The organism is Arthrobacter sp. DNA4 (assembly GCF_024362385.1).
Taxonomy (GTDB): domain Bacteria; phylum Actinomycetota; class Actinomycetes; order Actinomycetales; family Micrococcaceae; genus Arthrobacter.
Genome location: NZ_CP101466.1, coordinates 3,870,048 through 3,884,851 on the forward strand (window position 1 = coordinate 3,870,048; position 14,804 = coordinate 3,884,851).

Sequence of the window (14,804 nt, forward strand, 5' to 3'; positions counted from 1 at the left end):
CCCGACTTCCAGCCAAAGGAAAGGACCAGAAATGGCCATCACCGTCACAGATCCCCGGCCGATCAACCGCGCAGAGGAGATCCTCACGCCCAAGGCACTGGCCTTCGTGGAGGAGCTCCACAACCGGTTCGCCGGCACCCGCAACGAGCTCCTGGCGGCCCGCGCCGTCAAGCGGCAGCGGGTGGCGGAAACGGGCAAGCTCGACTTCCTGCCGGAGACCAAGGACGTGCGCGACGGCGACTGGAAGGTTGCGCCCGCACCGGCAGCTTTGCAGGACCGCCGGGTGGAGATGACCGGACCCGCCTCGCCGGCGAAGATGGCCATCAATGCCCTGAACTCCGGCGCGAAGGTTTGGCTGGCGGACCTCGAGGACGCCAGCACACCCACCTGGGCCAACGTCATCGACGCCATCCTGAACCTCCGCGATGCTGCCCAGGGCACGCTCAGCTACACCTCGGAAGAAGGCAAGGAGTACCGGCTCCGCACCGACGCGCCGCTCGCCGTCGTGGTGGCCCGCCCCCGCGGCTGGCACATGCAGGAGAAGCACCTGCTGGTCAACGGCGAGCCCGCGGTTGGTGCGCTGGTGGACTTCGGGCTGCACTTCTTCCACATCGCCAAACAGCTGGTCCTCAACGGACAGGGCCCGTACTACTACCTGCCCAAGATGGAAAGCCACCTCGAAGCGCGGCTGTGGAACGACGTGTTCGTCTTCGCCCAGGACTTCCTGGGCCTGAACCAGGGCACCATCCGCGCCACGGTGCTGATCGAGACCATCCCGGCCGCGTTCGAGATGGACGAGATCCTGTATGAACTGCGGGACCACGCCTCCGGCCTCAATGCCGGACGCTGGGACTACCTGTTCAGCATCATCAAGTACTTCCGTGACGCCGGTGAGGAATTCGTCCTGCCGGACCGCGCGTCTGTGGCGATGACCGCCCCGTTCATGCGCGCCTACACCGAACTCCTGGTCAAGACCTGCCACCGGCGCGGCGCCTTCGCCATGGGCGGCATGGCCGCGGTCATCCCCAACCGGCGCCACCCAGAAGTCACCGAGGCCGCCTTCGAGAAGGTCCGCGCGGACAAGACCCGCGAGGCAAATGACGGCTTTGACGGCTCCTGGGTTGCCCACCCGGACCTGGTGCCCACGTGCCGGGAAGTCTTCGACTCCGTGCTCGGCGACAAGCCCAACCAGGTGGACAAGCAGCGGCCGGAGGTTTCGGTTACCGCGGAGCAACTGCTGGACGTCCAGTCCGCCGGCGGCCAGGTCACCGAAGCCGGCCTGCGCCTGAACCTCTACGTTGCCGTTGCCTACACGGCCGTCTGGCTGTCCGGGAATGGCGCCGTGGCCATCCACAACCTGATGGAGGACGCCGCCACGGCCGAGATTTCCCGCTCGCAGGTGTGGCAGCAAATCCGGAACAAGTCCATCCTTGCGGACACGGGGAACACCGTGACCAGAGAACTGGTGGAGCGGATCCTCGGCGAGGAAACGGAGCGGCTTCGCACCGAATTCGGTGACGAGGCATTCCGCCGCTACTACCAGCCTGAGCTCATCGCTGACATCTGCCTGTCGGACGATTACACCGACTTCCTCACCACGCCTGCGTACGAACTGGTGGGCTGAGATGGCAGCACCCAAGTCCTCGCTCTCCGCGGGGGACCTCGCGCACATTGACGGGCAGCTTGCTGCCACCGACCGGCTGCTGGAACAGAACTACCCGGGCGACGACGGCACCCGCCAGCCCGTGCACACGGTGTACGTGCCCGCGGACCGTTTCACACCGTCGCTCGCGGCCGACTGGGGCGCCCAGGCAATCGCGACGGCGGAAGCCCACGGCGGCTTCGGGAAGCTGGGCCGGCTGCTGGGCCAGGACGCCGGGCTCGCCGAAGCGGTGGCGGACCGCGTCCAGGCCAAGCTCCAGACCGAGCCGATCGAGGACCTTCGCCTCGACTTCGAGGACGGCTTCGGGGACAGGGGCGACGACGCCGAGGACGCCGCCGCCGTTGCCGCGGCGTCCGCCGTGGCGCAGGCCGTGGCGGCGGGGTCCGCTCCCCCGTTCATCGGCATCCGGTTCAAGTGCTTCGAGGCTCCCACCCGGGCCCGTGGCCTGCGGACGCTTGACCTGTTCGTGTCCGGCCTGGCAGCGGCCGGCGAACTGCCGGACGGCCTGGTCCTCACGCTGCCCAAGGTCACCACAGTGGCCCAGGTCCAGGCCATGGACTATGCGGTGTCCCGGCTCGAGGACGTCCACGGCCTGCCGACCGGGCGGCTCCGCTTCGAGGTGCAGGTGGAAACACCGCAGCTGATCCTCGGTCCGGAAGGAACGTCTCCGGTAGCGCAGCTGCCGCATGCCGTGCCCGGGCGGATCAGCGGGTTGCACTACGGCACCTACGACTACTCGGCATCACTCCAGATCTCCGCCGAGTACCAGTCCATGGAGCACCCGGTAGCGGACTTCGCCAAGGAGGTCATGCAGCTCGCCGTGGCAGGCACCGGCATCCGGCTCTCCGACGGGTCCACCAACATCATCCCGGTGGGCGACAACGTGGAGAACGCCTGGCAGCTGCACGGCCGGCTGGTCCGGCGGTCGCTGGAACGGGGCTACTACCAGGGCTGGGACCTGCACCCGGCCCAGCTGCCCAGCCGCTTCGCCGCCACCTATGCCTTCTACCGCGAAGGCCTGCCGGATACGGCCGCCCGCCTGCGGAACTATGTGGAGCGGACCGAAGGCGGCGTCATGGACGAACCCGCCACCGCCCGGGCCCTGGCCGCATTCGTCCTGCGCGGCGTCCAGTGCGGGGCAGTGGGTGCGGAGGAAGTCCAGGCACTTGCCGGCGTCGGGCTTCCCCGGCTCACCGCCCTGGCCCATCCGCGGCTGGCCACCACTTCCAACTCGTAAGCAAAGGATCCCATTCATGGGCAAGTACTACTCCCCCAGCGGCGGACTCCCGCCGCAGACCCACCTGACCACCGAGCGCGCCATCGTCACCGAGGCCTACACGGTGATCCCGAAGGGCGTGATGACGGACATCGTCACGTCCAACCTGCCAGGCTTTTCGAACACCCGGTCCTGGATCATCGCCCGCCCCATCTCCGGCTTCGCCACCACCTTCTCCCAGCTGATCGTTGAGATCGGCCCGGGCGGCGGGGCTCCCAAGGCCGAATTCGAGGCCGGAGTGGAGGGCGTCATTTTCGTGACGCGGGGCAAGGTCAACCTCACCCTGGACGGCGAACTGCACCCGCTGGAGGAGGGCGGCTACGCCTACCTGGCCGCGGGTTCGGAATGGGGCCTGGAAAACGTCTCTGACGAGGTCGTGTCCTTCCACTGGATCCGCAAGGCCTACGAGCGCCTTGAAGGGTACGAGGCCAAGTCCTTCGTCACCAACGAAAAGGACGTGGAGCCCACGTCCATGCCGGACACCAATGACGTCTGGAAGACCACGCGGTTCACGGACTCGAACGACCTCGCCCATGACATGCAGGTGAACATCGTGACGTTCCAGCCCGGCGGCGTGATCCCGTTCCCGGAAACCCACGTGATGGAACACGGCCTGTACGTCCTTGAGGGCAAGGCCATGTACCTGCTGAACAACGACTGGGTGGAGGTGGAGGCGGGCGACTTCATGTGGCTGCGCGCCTTCTGCCCGCAGGCCTGCTACGCCGGCGGCCCCGGTGAGTTCCGCTACCTGCTGTACAAGGACATGAACCGCCAGGTGAAGCTGACCTAGGAGCTTCACCCTTCGGGCAAAAGCAGAGGCCGTGATGGAACCCATCACGGCCTCTGCTTTAACTGCTGTTGGTCAGGCGCCCGGGTTGAGGACCACCTTGATGCAGCCGTCTTCCTTCTTCTGGAACTTCTCGTAGAGGGCAGGCGCACCGTCCAGGCCCGAGCGGTGGGTGACCAGGTCCATCACGCCCAGCGGGTCGGCGTCGTCCTCCACCAAGGGAAGCAGCTGGTCGGTCCAGTGCCGTACGTTGCACTGACCCATGCGCAGCTGAAGCTGCTTGTCGAACATGGTCAGCAGCGGCATGGGGCTGGCCTGGCCGCCGTAGACACCGCTCAGCGACAGGGTGCCGCCGCGGCGTACCGCATCAATGGCGGTATGCAGCACCGCGAGCCGGTCCACACCCGCAGTCTCCATCGCCTTTTGCGCCAGCTTGTCCGGCAGGAGCCCCAGCGCCTGGTGCGCAAACCCTGCCACCGGCGAACCGTGCGCTTCCATTCCGACGGCGTCAACTATGCCGTTCGGACCCCTCCCATCGGTCATCTCCCGCAGTTCGTCGGCGACGCCCTTGGCGTAATCGAGGGTTTCGACTCCATGCCGGGCGGCCATCTCGCGCCGTTCCGGAACGGGATCGACGCCGATGACCCGGTAACCACGGTGCGCTCCGATCCGTGCCGCGAACTGGCCCACCGGACCGAGCCCGAAAACCGTCAGGACGCCGCCGGGTTCAACATTGGCGTACTCCACCCCCTGCCAGGCGGTGGGGAGGATGTCCGAGAGGAACAGATAGCGTTCATCGGGAAGCTCGCTGCCCACCTTGATGGGGCCATAGTCGGCGTGCGGGACGCGCAGGTATTCGGCCTGGCCGCCGGGGACCGACCCATACAGTTCTGAGAAGCCGAACAGGGCTGCGCCGGATCCCTTCTCTTTCACCTGCGTGGTTTCACATTGCGACTGCAGGCCCTGGCGGCACATGAAGCAGGAGCCGCAGGAAATATTGAACGGAACCACCACGCGGTCGCCCTTGCGGAGGTTGGTAACGCCACTGCCTACTTCCTCCACGATGCCCATCGGCTCGTGGCCAATGACGTCGCCTTTGTGCATGTAGGGGCCCAGGACCTCGTAGAGGTGCAGGTCGGAACCGCAGATCGCGGTGGAGGTGATACGGACGATCGCGTCCGTGGGCTCCTGGATGACGGGATCGGGCACTTCTTCAACGCTTACCGACCGCTTTCCTTGCCACGTCAGTGCTTTCACAGTCTCCCTTTCGTCTTCTTTGCCCCGGGGGTTCTCCCGGGGCGGGGCAGGGCACCCGCGGGCACCCTTTCTTCGACGCTATCTGTTTTGGGCGAAAAAAGTAAGCATGCTGATCAAAAGCTTGTGGGCGCCGTCGACTGCTCATAGCGTAGGGAGAGACAAACGGAAGACCACGCGAAAGAGGAACGCCATGTCGCTGTACCAGCCGGAACCGGTCGAGATCTCCACCCGCATGCGTCCGGGTGAATGGACGGAAGAAAGCCTGGCGGAACTGGTCAGCACCTACCGGACGCGCGTCCGGGAAATGGGGGCGCCGGTCACAGAGGTGGCCACGGACATCGAGCGGGACGACGACGGCTCGGTGAAGGTGGTGGTGTCGTGGACAAAGCCTGCCATCGCCGGCGACGAGGATTCCGTGCCGGGCGGACAGCCGCTGTGACCGGGGCGGCTTCCTAGCGGTGCGGCTGCAACGCAAGCAGCCGGCCGATGGCGCTTGAGCCCAGGTTCTGCAGCAGGTGGCGCGGCCCGTCATAGACCTCAACGGCGCCCGCTTCCCGGAGTTGTGCCGCATGGATTCCACCACAGGTAAGCCCGATGGCGGGAATGCCCAGCGCGCCCGCTGCCTTCATGTCCCATACAGCGTCACCCACGTAAACAGCGTTGGCAGCCTCGACGCCCACGGCCTCCAGGGCGGCTTCCAGGATGTCCGGCGCAGGCTTGCTCTCCTTCGCGTCATTGGCGCTGGTGGCGGCGTCAATGAAGGCGTCTGCCTCCAGCACGGAGCGCATGACCTGCAGGTCCCGTTCCCGCGCCGAGGAAGCCAGGGCCACGGCCAGGCCTCCGGCATGGCACTGGCCCAGCAGGTCCTTGGCGCCATCAAGGGCGCGGAGGGAGGGCCAGTGCGAGGCATACAGTGCGCCATGGCTGGCCATGATGTCCTCATCCTCGTCCTGGTTCCGGCCGTCGGGGAGGAGGGTGTCCACTAGCCGGGCGCCGCCCATGCCCACGAGCTGGTGTATGGCCGCCATGGGGACGTCGTGGCCATACTGGCGGAAGGCACCCCACCAGGCGATGGTATGGATGTACGACGAGTCGATCAGCGTTCCGTCGACGTCAAACAGGACCCCCGGCGGGGGTGCCGGGGGTGTGGTGGATTCGGCCATCAGCTCACCGCTGCCCGTCGGGCGCCGGGGGCCTTTTTCAGTCTGGCCGCTTCCTCCTTGGGAGAACTGACGGGCCGGACGCGTTCACGGATAACGGACCCGGCGCCGTCCAGGCTCTTGTCCCGGATCAGGCCCGTACCGGCAATTTCCCGGGCCATCGCAACGCCTGCCACAGCGGCCCGCTTGGTGGGGAAGGTAACCGAGATGGCCATCAGGTTCCCGCTTCCGTCCATCATCCTGATCCGGTAACCGCCGTCAGGGGCATCCACGAGTTCAAAAAATCCGGCCATAACTATCACTCCTCCGTCAATCACGGCACTGTGCTTGGGAGCACTCCATGAGGTGTTAGTAAGTATACTTATCTATCCTGCGAAGGAGAAGTTCCAGCCCCGTCCGCGCCGCCTCAGCGCGTATCCGCCTGTGCAGACGGAAGGGGGGTGTCACTGCGCCGAACCGTATCCTGATGAAGCTCCAGGGCGCTAGTCACAAGGGCGAAGTGGCTGAATGCCTGCGGTGTGTTGCCCAGTTGGCGCCCGGCTTTCACCGCCCATTCCTCGCTCAGCAGCCCCACGTCGTTGCGCAGTTCCAGCAGGCGTTCGAAGAGTTCGCGCGATTCCTCATGGCGCCCGGCTCCCAGGAGCGCCTCCACCATCCAGAATGAGCACGCCAGGAAGACGCCCTCGTCGCCCGGCAGGCCGTCGTCGCTCTCTTCCGGCTTGTATCGCAGCACAAAACCGTCCTGGGTCAGCTCCCGCTGAATGGCGTCGATGGTTCCTATGACCTTGGGGTCGTCGTTCGGCAGGAAACCCACCCTGGGAATCAGCAGCAGGCTGGCATCGAGCTCCGGCCGTCCGTAGGACTGCACAAAAGTATTGCGCCTGGCATCGAAACCGTTGGCCATGATGTCCCCGCGGATCTGCTCCCGCAGCGCCTCCCAGCGCTCCACCGGCCCCGGCAGCCCGGACTCCCGCACGCCCTTCACCATCCGGTCCGCGGCCACCCACGCCATCACCTTGGAGTGGGTGAAATGCCGGCGCGGCCCGCGCATCTCCCAGAGCCCGTTGTCCGGCTGGTCCCAGATGGTTTCCAGGTGCTCCATCAGGGCAATCTGCACGTCCCAGGCCTCATCAGTGTGCTTCAGCAGCGAGTTCCGGGTCAGCGCGAGGCAGTCAAGGACCTCGCCCCACACGTCCAGCTGGAACTGCTCCGCCGCCGCGTTTCCGATCCGGACGGGCGCCGAGTTCTCGTAGCCCTTCAGCCAGGGCAGCTCCATCTCGGGCAGCCGCCGCTCGCCATGGATTCCGTACATGATCTGCAGGTCGGCGGGGTCGCCGGTCACGGCCCGGAGCAGCCAGTCCCGCCAGGCGGCCGCCTCGGCGGTGTATCCGGCGGCCAGCAGGGCCTGCAGGGTCATGGCGGCATCCCGCAGCCAGCAGTAGCGGTAATCCCAGTTCCGCTGGCCGCCCGGCTGCTCCGGAAGGGATGTGGTGACGGCGGCGACGATTCCCCCGGTGGGGGCATAGGTGAGCGCCTTGAGCGTCACCAGGGAGCGGACCACCGCGTCCTGGTACTTCCCCTTGACGGTGCACTGCGAGGACCAGCCCCGCCAGAATGCGTAGGTGCTCTCAAGGACGTCCTCGGCATCAACGCTGACCGGCCGTCCCACGTGGCTTGGTGCCCAGGTCAGCACGAACGGCACCTTCTCGCCGGCGCTCACGGTGAAATCGCTGACGGTGTGCATGTTCTCGCCGTGCAGGGGCGCAGGGGTGACCAGGTAGACGGCGTCCGGGCCGGCAATGGCGTGCAGCCCGCGCTTGTCCTTGCGGACCCACGGCACGATGTGGCCGTAGTCGAACCTCAGGACCAACTCCCCGCGCATCTTGACGGTGCCGCTGATGCCCTCCACGATGCGGACAATGTCAGCAACCGAATCCCTGGGCGGCATGAAGTCTGTGACCCGCACGGTTCCGTCCGGCGTCTCCCACTCCGTATCCAGCACCAGGCTGCCGTCGCGGTAGCTCCGCCGGGTGCACGCTCCGCCGCCCTCCGGCGCCAGCAGCCAGCGACCCGAGTCAGGGGTATCCAGCAGCGCGTTGAAGCACGCCGGGGAATCGAACCGCGGGAGGCAGAGCCAGTCAATCGAGCCTTCCTTGCTGACCAGCGCCCCTGTTTGAAGGTCGCCAACTACCGCATAGTCTTCGATTCGCGCCATGACATTACCCTGCCACACAGGGCTCCGAAGGGAAGGGCAATGTGCAGGTGTAGCCTGAGGCAAATGGCAATCCATATCGGCACCTCCGGCTGGAGCTACGACCACTGGGAAAACGTCCTGTACCCGCCCGGGTTGCCCGTCCGGGACAGGCTCCAGTGCTACGTCGCCAGGTTCAGCACGGTGGAACTGAACGCCAGCTTCTACCGGTGGCCCCGGGACACCACCTTCGCAGGCTGGAACAGGCGCCTCCCGCCCGGATTCAGCATGTCCGTCAAGGCACCCCGCGGGCTGACCCATGCACGCAAGCTCTATTCACCGGAAGTGTGGATTGAACGCATCACCAGGTGCTGGCATGAGCTGGGGGACAAACGGGCCGTGCTCCTGGTCCAGATGCCGCCGCAGCTGGAGCGCGACGACGCCCGGCTGGACTATTTCCTGGCTGCCCTCCCCTCCTGGATCAGGGTGGCCGTGGAGTTCAGGCACCCCAGTTGGGACTGCCCCGAAGTGTTCACCCTGCTGGAGCGGCACCAGGCGGCCTACTGCATCATGAGCGGCGCCAACCTCCCGTGCATCCTGCGGACCACGGCGCCGTTCGCCTACGTCCGGCTTCACGGGCCGGACCACGAACACCTGTATGGCGGCTCCTACTCGGACGCAGACATGCACTGGTGGGCAGACCGCATCCGCGAGTGGGACGGCGCGGGCATCGACGTGTACGCCTACTTCAACAACGACGGCGGCGGGAACGCTGTGCGGAACGCCGAGACCCTGCGGGCTTTCCTGGGCGTCAGCTGATGCCTGCTGCCGCCCTGTGGCAGAGTTAGGGCATGGACACGGCTCCGCAGAACCCAGCCCAGGACGCGGCACACGCACCGCGGCAGAACAAAAAAGGCCAGTACGCGCTGTCGGGAAGCCAGTTCTTCCGGCTGGCGCACCGGCTCTCTGATGCGGTCAACGATGTCCGGATCACCCTCGCCAAACGGTGGGACTTCGTGCCGCAGACCATCGCCTACCAGGGCTACGGTTCCACCACCCGGGTACGGGTACTGGGGCGCGTGCTGCTGACCCAGAAGCCGCTGCCGGGGAGCAAAGCCGAGCACGAAGCGAAAAACGGGAACCAGAACATCCGGGGCTGGCGCGCCTTCACGGGGGTGCCGCTGCAGTTTACCGACGTCGAAATCACCATCGGTGACGTCGTCACCCACGTTACGGCGGACCGGGGCGGACTCATCGACACCGAGGTGGATGTCCAGCTGTCTCCTGGCTGGCACACGGCAGTCCTGCGCGCGGAGGGAACCGAGCCGGCGGAAGCACTGATCCAGGTCATCGCGCCCGGCGTGCAATTCGGCATCGTCTCCGACATTGACGACACCGTCATGGTGACCGCCCTGCCGCGGCCGTTCCTTGCACTGTGGAACACCTTCGTGCTCAGCGAACGGGCGCGCATGGCCACGCCGGGAATGGCCGTGCTGCTGGACCGGCTGACCATTGAGCACCCTGAAGCTCCTGTCATCTACCTGTCCACCGGCCCCTGGAACGCCGCCCCCACGCTGGGGCGCTTCCTGACCCGCAACATGTACCCCAAGGGCGCGCTGCTGTTGACGGACTGGGGCCTTACCCAGGACCGCTGGTTCCGCAGCGGCCAGGACCACAAGCACCGCAACCTGGAGCGGCTCGCCGAGGAATTCCCGGACATGCGGTGGCTCCTGATCGGCGACAACGGCCAGCATGATGAGGCCATCTACTCCGCCTTCGCCGCGGGGAACCCGGAAAAGGTTGCGGCCATCGCCATCCGGCAGCTGTCCGTCAGCGAATCGGTCTTCGCCGGCGGCCACTCCGAGGACGGCGACCACACCACCTCCCGGGTGCCGTGGATCTACTCCCCGGACGGCGCCGGCATCGCCAAGCAGCTCGCCTTGCTGGACCTGCTCCGGGGCTGACCATTCCGGTGCCGGCCCCGTTGCGTCCTACGCGCCGGCACCCAGGGGTGCGCCGTCGTCGGGCGCTTCATTGCCCAACAGCTCCCCGCTGTCGAGCAAATCCCCGCTGTCCAGCAAATCCCCATTGTCCAGCGAATCCCCGCCGCCCAGCAGATCCGGAACCACTGCCTGGGCGATCGTGGCGTCGGCAGCGGCAGCCAGGTCACGTTCCTCGATGAGCTCCTGGTACCAGAAGTAGGATGCCTTGGGCGTGCGGTCCAGTGTTTCGAAGTCCACGTGCAGCAGGCCAAAGGGCTGCTTGTAGCCGGCGGACCACTCGAAGTTGTCCAGGAAGGACCACACGTAGTAGCCACGCAGGTCAACGGACTCCGCCACGCCGCCGGGCGCCGTGGCGCGCAGTGCGGTTTCAAGGTGGTCGGAGATGTACTTCAGCCGCCGCTCATCCGGGATGAACCGGGTGTTGGTGGACTTGTCCCGGACGATGATGTCCTCGAAGCTGGCACCGCCTTCGGTGATGATCACGGGAGGCAGGTTGGGGTACCGCTCGGCCATCTCCTTCAGTGCCACGGCCATGTACTCCGGCTTGACCGGCCACCCGTAGGCGGTGATGTCCGCTTCCGGCCAGGCTTCCACGTGGAATGGCGTTGCGCCGCTGCCCGTGGCGTTGAGGTCGCTGCCCATGGCTTCCGCCATGCTTGACGGGACCGTGCCGCCGCCGGGTCCCGCCGCCACCTTGGTGGGCATGTAGTAGTTAAGCCCGTAGAAGTCCAGGGGTTGGGAAATGATCTCCATGTCCTCTTCGGGGTGGTCGAAGGAGCTGAAGAACTTCGCGGCGCGGATCAGGTCGGGGTATTTGCCCGTCAGGACCGGGTCCGCGTAGAGCCGGTTCTGGCCCAGGTCCATGGCCCCGGCGCTGATCTTGTCCAGCGGGTTGATCGAGTTCGGCACCATGGGCGAGTAGACGTTGGTCATCCCGATTTCGCCAGGCACCTTGGCAGCGCGCAGGGCCTGGACGGCGAGCCCGTGGCCCAGCAGCTGGTGGTGGACGGTGGGGAAGGCGCCCAGGGCAAGCTCCTTGCCGGGTGAGTGCAGGCCGAATGCGTAGCCATTCGCGCTCACGGTTGCCGGTTCGTTGATGGTGACCCAGCGGGCCACCCGGTCCCCGAACGCCTCAGCCACGATGGCTGCGTACTCCCCCAGCCGGTAGGCGGTGTCCCGGTTCATCCAGCCGCCTGCTTCATCCAGTTCCAGGGGCGTGTCCCAGTGGTAGATGGTGGCCATGGGCGAGATCCCGTTGGCCAGGAGCTCATCCAGGAGCCGGTCATAAAACGCCAGCCCTGCCCGGTTGGCGGGGCCGGTCCCGCCGGGCTGGATGCGCGGCCAGGAGAAGGAGAACCGGTAGGAATCGACGCCCAACTGCTTCAGAAGGGCCACGTCCTGCGGCATCCGGTGGTAATGGTCCGTGGCCACCACGGGGCTGTGGTCCTCCACGATGGCGCCGGGCCTGGCCGCGAACCTGTCCCAGCCCGAGGGCCCGCGGCCATCCTCTTCCAGCGCCCCTTCAATCTGGAATGCTGCGGTTGCGACGCCAAGGGTGAACCCCGGGGGGATGAGTGCTGCGAGGTCCTTGGCGGTGATGTGCATTGGGGTCCAGCCTTTTGGTCACGGTGGTTTGGGTACGTCCCAGAATGTCACAGCGAAGGACGACTGACGAGCAGCAACTCCGCGCGGGCACCGGCGGCTACTGTGAGCCGAAAAGGAACTCCTTGGCGTGCGCCACGGCCTTGCGGAAGGCGTCATTGCGCAGGGTCACCAGGTGCTCCGAATCGCCGTCCGACGGTTCCAGGTAGCCGGTGTACCCGGGCCGCAGGACCCAGATGTCCCCCGCCGGGGGCAGGTAGAACACGCCGAATGAACGCTGCTGCCTCTCGTCGGCCGTCCAGACCGGGACCACCGCCAAGGCTGCACCGGTGGCCGGATTGATCCACTGCGCGCGCGGCAGCGGCTGTTCGTGCGCCTCGGGGTCAAGGAAGGGCGCGGTCCCCGGACCCCAGCGCTGCTCAAAGCGCTCATGGAATGCGGGAATGAGGTGTGAATCGTAGCGCCGCCAGTCGCTCATGCAGCTTTCCGCCTCCTTGGATAAATGGCACTGCGTTGGTTGGTTTCCTGGTTCAGGGCCGGATTCAGGACCTGGCCCGCTTTCAGGCCCAGGGCCCGCTTTCCCACCGCACCGGCGTGACACGGATGGCAGGCCCGGACGGGGCGCCGGTGCTGCGGACTTTCCGGACCGGGACGACGGTGGGCGCCCCTGCCGCCAGCCGCCGGTCGTAATCGGCCCGGCGTCCGGGGTCACGCAGCACGTTGAACGCCTGCATGATCCCCAGGAGCTCGTCACGCTGCCCGGGGGTGCCCGCCACCGCCGGCTGGCTCCCCCTTGCCTGGTTGTTCCCGTCCGCCTGCGCGCCGTCCATGTCCGGATGGTGGCTGCGCATGAGGGCCCGGTACGCATGGGAGATTTCCTGCCGGGTGGCATCCCGGCCCACGCCGAGGATGGTGTAGTAATCGGGAATGTCGTTCATGCCGGCCTCCTGCTCCGCCGGTGCCCCTGCCTGGCCGGCAGGGGCACGCGAAGGAAAACCCTACGTGTTGATCTGCTGCATCCCGCCCTGCCCGGTCTGGATTTCGATCCTGCGCGGCTTGGCCCGTTCAGCAACCGGTATCCGCAGGGTCAGGACGCCCTGGTCGTAGCTGGCCTTGATCTTGTCGGTGTCCAGGGTGTCGCCCAGGATCAGTTGGCGGCTGAACACGCCGCGGGGGCGCTCAGAGGCCACCAGCTCCACATTGGGCTGCGTGGGGTCCTGGCGCTCGGCCCGCACCGTCAGGACGTTCCGCTCGACGTTCAGGTCCAGCGAATCCACCTTCACGCCGGGAAGGTCGAACGCCACCACGAATTCGCCGTCCTCCTGCCAGGCATCCATGGGCATGGCTGCCGGACGGGCGGCGGTCCCAAAGACCTGCTGCGTGAGCCGGTCCAGCTCACGGAACGGGTCAGTACGCATCAACATCATTTCCCACTCCTTCGGCTTCCAAGTGTTGATCCGCGTCTGCTCCACCATCACCGAATCTATGGTGGTGGATATAGATTTTTTATAGCACTCGTGGGAAACTGAAGCAAGGCACGGGCCGCAACGATTTTTGGGAGTACACATGGCAGAACCTGACGCGGGACGGCCTGCGCGCTCCGCCGGCTTACGGGCGCTGTACGCCATCTCGGTGGCCGCAGAGCTCACGGGAACCGGGCAGCAGAACATCAGGCTGTACGAAACCAAGGGGCTGCTGACCCCGTCGAGGACGGCAGGCGGCACCCGGCAGTACAGCGATGACGACATCGCCGTACTGCAGCGGATCGGCGAGCTCCTCGAGGAGGGGCTGAACCTGGCAGGCGTTGCCAAGGTCCTGGAGCTGGAGGCGGCGAACGTGAAACTGCACAGGGCCCTGAAGCGCGCCAAATCGCGGCCGCAGTGAAGCAGCCTGCGTGAATGGACCGGGTGACGCAACCGGAATCAAGTAGGTGCAGTGAATCAGCCGCAGTGAATTACCTTGCCGGGGAGGGCGTTACTCCCGGGCGGAATCTTCCTTCGACAGCTCTCCCGTGACCGGCTCCCCAGGGATTCGCGCAGTCCGCCAGGTGTCCAGCGCGATGACTCCGCCCAGGATGAGCAACGACAGTGAAAACGATGCAAGGGTGTCCGTGGGCCAGTGGTAGCCCAGGTAGAGCCGGCTGGCGATGGCGAGGATGATTCCGATCCCGGCCCCGATGAAACCGAAGACCGCTGACCGCGGGTTCCGGCGCCGGGAGAAGATCAGGTAGGCGCCCACCAACAGGAAGTCGCAGGCTCCCAGGACGTGCCCGGACGGGTAGGAGAAGGTCTGGTCCGCACCGAACAGCATTTGGTCCACGGGAGGCCGCGAGCGCTGGACGATGTGCAGGATGATCTGGGAGATGATCACCCCGGTCAGCATCGCGGACGCCAGCAGGATGGGGCGCCAAGCGTGTTTGGCCGCGAAGCCCCAGACGAGGATCACCACCAGCACGATGATGGGCAGGGCGATGGGGCCGAAGAACACGGCCAGGAAGATCATGAAGGCGGTAAGTGCCGCTGAGCGGGTTGTCAGCAGCCAGTCGTGCACCGGCTGGTCTGCAACGGTAAGGCCGCCGGCCTGCACCACGCTGACCAGCGTGGCGATAAAGAGTGCCAGCCCCACCACGGCCAGGATGACCGATGCACGGTAAAGGCGCCGCCGGTCGGCAGGGTCGATGTAGCGCTCCTCCACCACGAACTTCTCATGGAAGGTGTGCCACCTGCCGGAGTTTCTCTCGGTGACTGCGGAACCTGCTGATTTCTGTGCCAATGTGCTGCCCGTCCCTGCGCCCTGTTGAATGCACGCCATACACGCGTGTTGTTGAATGCCTAGGCTGAAGATTATCCCCATGAAAGGCCATCC

16 protein-coding genes are annotated in these 14,804 nt (G+C 66.2%); 7 read left to right on the forward strand and 9 right to left on the reverse strand.

Annotated features, from left to right (window positions below):
* Positions 1–31 precede the first annotated feature (31 nt).
* Genes aceB through NMQ03_RS17890 form a run of 3 tightly spaced genes read left to right on the forward strand, consistent with a single transcriptional unit; the run spans position 32 to position 3,729 of the window.
* Entirely contained in the window at positions 32–1,624 is a 1,593-nt protein-coding gene (gene aceB / locus NMQ03_RS17880; RefSeq protein WP_255173295.1) for a malate synthase A, read from the forward strand.
* A gap of 1 nt (position 1,625) precedes the next feature.
* Positions 1,626–2,900, forward strand: coding sequence for an aldolase (locus NMQ03_RS17885; protein ID WP_255173296.1), 1,275 nt, complete (start codon positions 1,626–1,628; stop codon positions 2,898–2,900).
* A gap of 16 nt (positions 2,901–2,916) precedes the next feature.
* On the forward strand, positions 2,917–3,729 hold the full coding sequence (locus tag NMQ03_RS17890; RefSeq protein ID WP_159630628.1) for a bifunctional allantoicase/(S)-ureidoglycine aminohydrolase: 813 nt from the start codon (positions 2,917–2,919) through the stop codon (positions 3,727–3,729).
* Positions 3,730–3,801: 72 nt separating this feature from the next.
* Here NMQ03_RS17890 and NMQ03_RS17895 read toward each other — a convergent pair whose 3' ends face one another.
* Complete coding sequence (locus tag NMQ03_RS17895; RefSeq protein WP_255173297.1) at positions 3,802–4,983, reverse strand: zinc-dependent alcohol dehydrogenase; 1,182 nt, start codon at positions 4,981–4,983, stop codon at positions 3,802–3,804.
* Positions 4,984–5,173: 190 nt separating this feature from the next.
* Here NMQ03_RS17895 and NMQ03_RS17900 point away from each other — a divergent pair, with 190 nt between their 5' ends.
* Positions 5,174–5,422 (forward strand): hypothetical protein, encoded by a 249-nt coding sequence (locus NMQ03_RS17900; protein WP_255173298.1) that lies wholly within the window; start codon positions 5,174–5,176, stop codon positions 5,420–5,422.
* 13 nt (positions 5,423–5,435) lie between these two features.
* Here the strand turns inward: NMQ03_RS17900 and NMQ03_RS17905 are convergent, their stop codons facing one another.
* The 3 genes from NMQ03_RS17905 to NMQ03_RS17915 form a co-directional block, all read right to left on the reverse strand.
* Complete coding sequence (locus NMQ03_RS17905) at positions 5,436–6,146, reverse strand: HAD family hydrolase (protein WP_255173299.1); 711 nt, start codon at positions 6,144–6,146, stop codon at positions 5,436–5,438.
* Positions 6,146–6,436 carry a hypothetical protein gene (locus NMQ03_RS17910; RefSeq protein ID WP_255173300.1) on the reverse strand — a complete coding sequence of 97 codons (291 nt, stop codon included), beginning with the start codon at positions 6,434–6,436 and terminating at the stop codon, positions 6,146–6,148. Before NMQ03_RS17910 ends, NMQ03_RS17905 begins: the two co-directional genes overlap by 1 nt.
* Positions 6,437–6,549: 113 nt before the next feature.
* Complete coding sequence (locus tag NMQ03_RS17915; RefSeq protein ID WP_255173301.1) at positions 6,550–8,358, reverse strand: glycoside hydrolase family 15 protein; 1,809 nt, start codon at positions 8,356–8,358, stop codon at positions 6,550–6,552.
* A gap of 63 nt (positions 8,359–8,421) precedes the next feature.
* Here NMQ03_RS17915 and NMQ03_RS17920 point away from each other — a divergent pair, with 63 nt between their 5' ends.
* Together NMQ03_RS17920 and NMQ03_RS17925 are read left to right on the forward strand one after the other, a co-directional pair.
* Positions 8,422–9,153, forward strand: a complete 732-nt coding sequence (locus NMQ03_RS17920) for a DUF72 domain-containing protein (RefSeq protein ID WP_255173302.1) — start codon at positions 8,422–8,424, stop codon at positions 9,151–9,153.
* 32 nt (positions 9,154–9,185) lie between these two features.
* Positions 9,186–10,298: an App1 family protein gene (locus NMQ03_RS17925; RefSeq protein WP_255173303.1), complete on the forward strand. Its 1,113-nt coding sequence runs from the start codon at positions 9,186–9,188 to the stop codon at positions 10,296–10,298.
* A gap of 27 nt (positions 10,299–10,325) precedes the next feature.
* On the opposite strand, the gene NMQ03_RS17930 is transcribed toward NMQ03_RS17925, so the two are convergent.
* From NMQ03_RS17930 to NMQ03_RS17945, 4 genes are all read right to left on the reverse strand, one after another.
* A complete protein-coding gene (locus tag NMQ03_RS17930; protein ID WP_255173304.1) occupies positions 10,326–11,942 on the reverse strand; it encodes a glycoside hydrolase family 1 protein in 1,617 nt (538 codons plus the stop codon).
* A 97-nt stretch (positions 11,943–12,039) separates the two neighbouring features.
* Positions 12,040–12,417: a hypothetical protein gene (locus tag NMQ03_RS17935; RefSeq protein WP_224027071.1), complete on the reverse strand. Its 378-nt coding sequence runs from the start codon at positions 12,415–12,417 to the stop codon at positions 12,040–12,042.
* 82 nt (positions 12,418–12,499) lie between these two features.
* Positions 12,500–12,877 (reverse strand): J domain-containing protein, encoded by a 378-nt coding sequence (locus tag NMQ03_RS17940; protein ID WP_255173305.1) that lies wholly within the window; start codon positions 12,875–12,877, stop codon positions 12,500–12,502.
* A gap of 60 nt (positions 12,878–12,937) precedes the next feature.
* Positions 12,938–13,363 carry an Hsp20/alpha crystallin family protein gene (locus NMQ03_RS17945; RefSeq protein ID WP_255175662.1) on the reverse strand — a complete coding sequence of 142 codons (426 nt, stop codon included), beginning with the start codon at positions 13,361–13,363 and terminating at the stop codon, positions 12,938–12,940.
* A gap of 142 nt (positions 13,364–13,505) precedes the next feature.
* On the opposite strand from NMQ03_RS17945, the gene NMQ03_RS17950 reads away from it, so the two are divergent.
* A complete protein-coding gene (locus NMQ03_RS17950) occupies positions 13,506–13,823 on the forward strand; it encodes a MerR family transcriptional regulator (protein WP_255173306.1) in 318 nt (105 codons plus the stop codon).
* 90 nt (positions 13,824–13,913) lie between these two features.
* Here NMQ03_RS17950 and NMQ03_RS17955 read toward each other — a convergent pair whose 3' ends face one another.
* A complete protein-coding gene (locus tag NMQ03_RS17955; protein WP_255173307.1) occupies positions 13,914–14,711 on the reverse strand; it encodes a phosphatase PAP2 family protein in 798 nt (265 codons plus the stop codon).
* Between the last annotated feature and the right edge of the window lie 93 nt (positions 14,712–14,804).

What these genes read in the sequence shown, in the direction of transcription:
- aceB (WP_255173295.1), top strand. Translation starts at nt 32, where the DNA reads ATGGCCATCACCGTCACAGATCCCCGGCCGATCAACCGCGCAGAGGAG.
- NMQ03_RS17885 (WP_255173296.1), top strand. Translation starts at nt 1,626, where the DNA reads ATGGCAGCACCCAAGTCCTCGCTCTCCGCGGGGGACCTCGCGCACATT.
- NMQ03_RS17890 (WP_159630628.1), top strand. Translation starts at nt 2,917, where the DNA reads ATGGGCAAGTACTACTCCCCCAGCGGCGGACTCCCGCCGCAGACCCAC.
- NMQ03_RS17900 (WP_255173298.1), top strand. Translation starts at nt 5,174, where the DNA reads ATGTCGCTGTACCAGCCGGAACCGGTCGAGATCTCCACCCGCATGCGT.
- NMQ03_RS17905 (WP_255173299.1), bottom strand. Translation starts at nt 6,146, where the DNA reads ATGGCCGAATCCACCACACCCCCGGCACCCCCGCCGGGGGTCCTGTTT.
- NMQ03_RS17910 (WP_255173300.1), bottom strand. Translation starts at nt 6,436, where the DNA reads ATGGCCGGATTTTTTGAACTCGTGGATGCCCCTGACGGCGGTTACCGG.
- NMQ03_RS17915 (WP_255173301.1), bottom strand. Translation starts at nt 8,358, where the DNA reads ATGGCGCGAATCGAAGACTATGCGGTAGTTGGCGACCTTCAAACAGGG.
- NMQ03_RS17920 (WP_255173302.1), top strand. Translation starts at nt 8,422, where the DNA reads ATGGCAATCCATATCGGCACCTCCGGCTGGAGCTACGACCACTGGGAA.
- NMQ03_RS17925 (WP_255173303.1), top strand. Translation starts at nt 9,186, where the DNA reads ATGGACACGGCTCCGCAGAACCCAGCCCAGGACGCGGCACACGCACCG.
- NMQ03_RS17930 (WP_255173304.1), bottom strand. Translation starts at nt 11,942, where the DNA reads ATGCACATCACCGCCAAGGACCTCGCAGCACTCATCCCCCCGGGGTTC.
- NMQ03_RS17935 (WP_224027071.1), bottom strand. Translation starts at nt 12,417, where the DNA reads ATGAGCGACTGGCGGCGCTACGATTCACACCTCATTCCCGCATTCCAT.
- NMQ03_RS17940 (WP_255173305.1), bottom strand. Translation starts at nt 12,877, where the DNA reads ATGAACGACATTCCCGATTACTACACCATCCTCGGCGTGGGCCGGGAT.
- NMQ03_RS17945 (WP_255175662.1), bottom strand. Translation starts at nt 13,363, where the DNA reads ATGTTGATGCGTACTGACCCGTTCCGTGAGCTGGACCGGCTCACGCAG.
- NMQ03_RS17950 (WP_255173306.1), top strand. Translation starts at nt 13,506, where the DNA reads ATGGCAGAACCTGACGCGGGACGGCCTGCGCGCTCCGCCGGCTTACGG.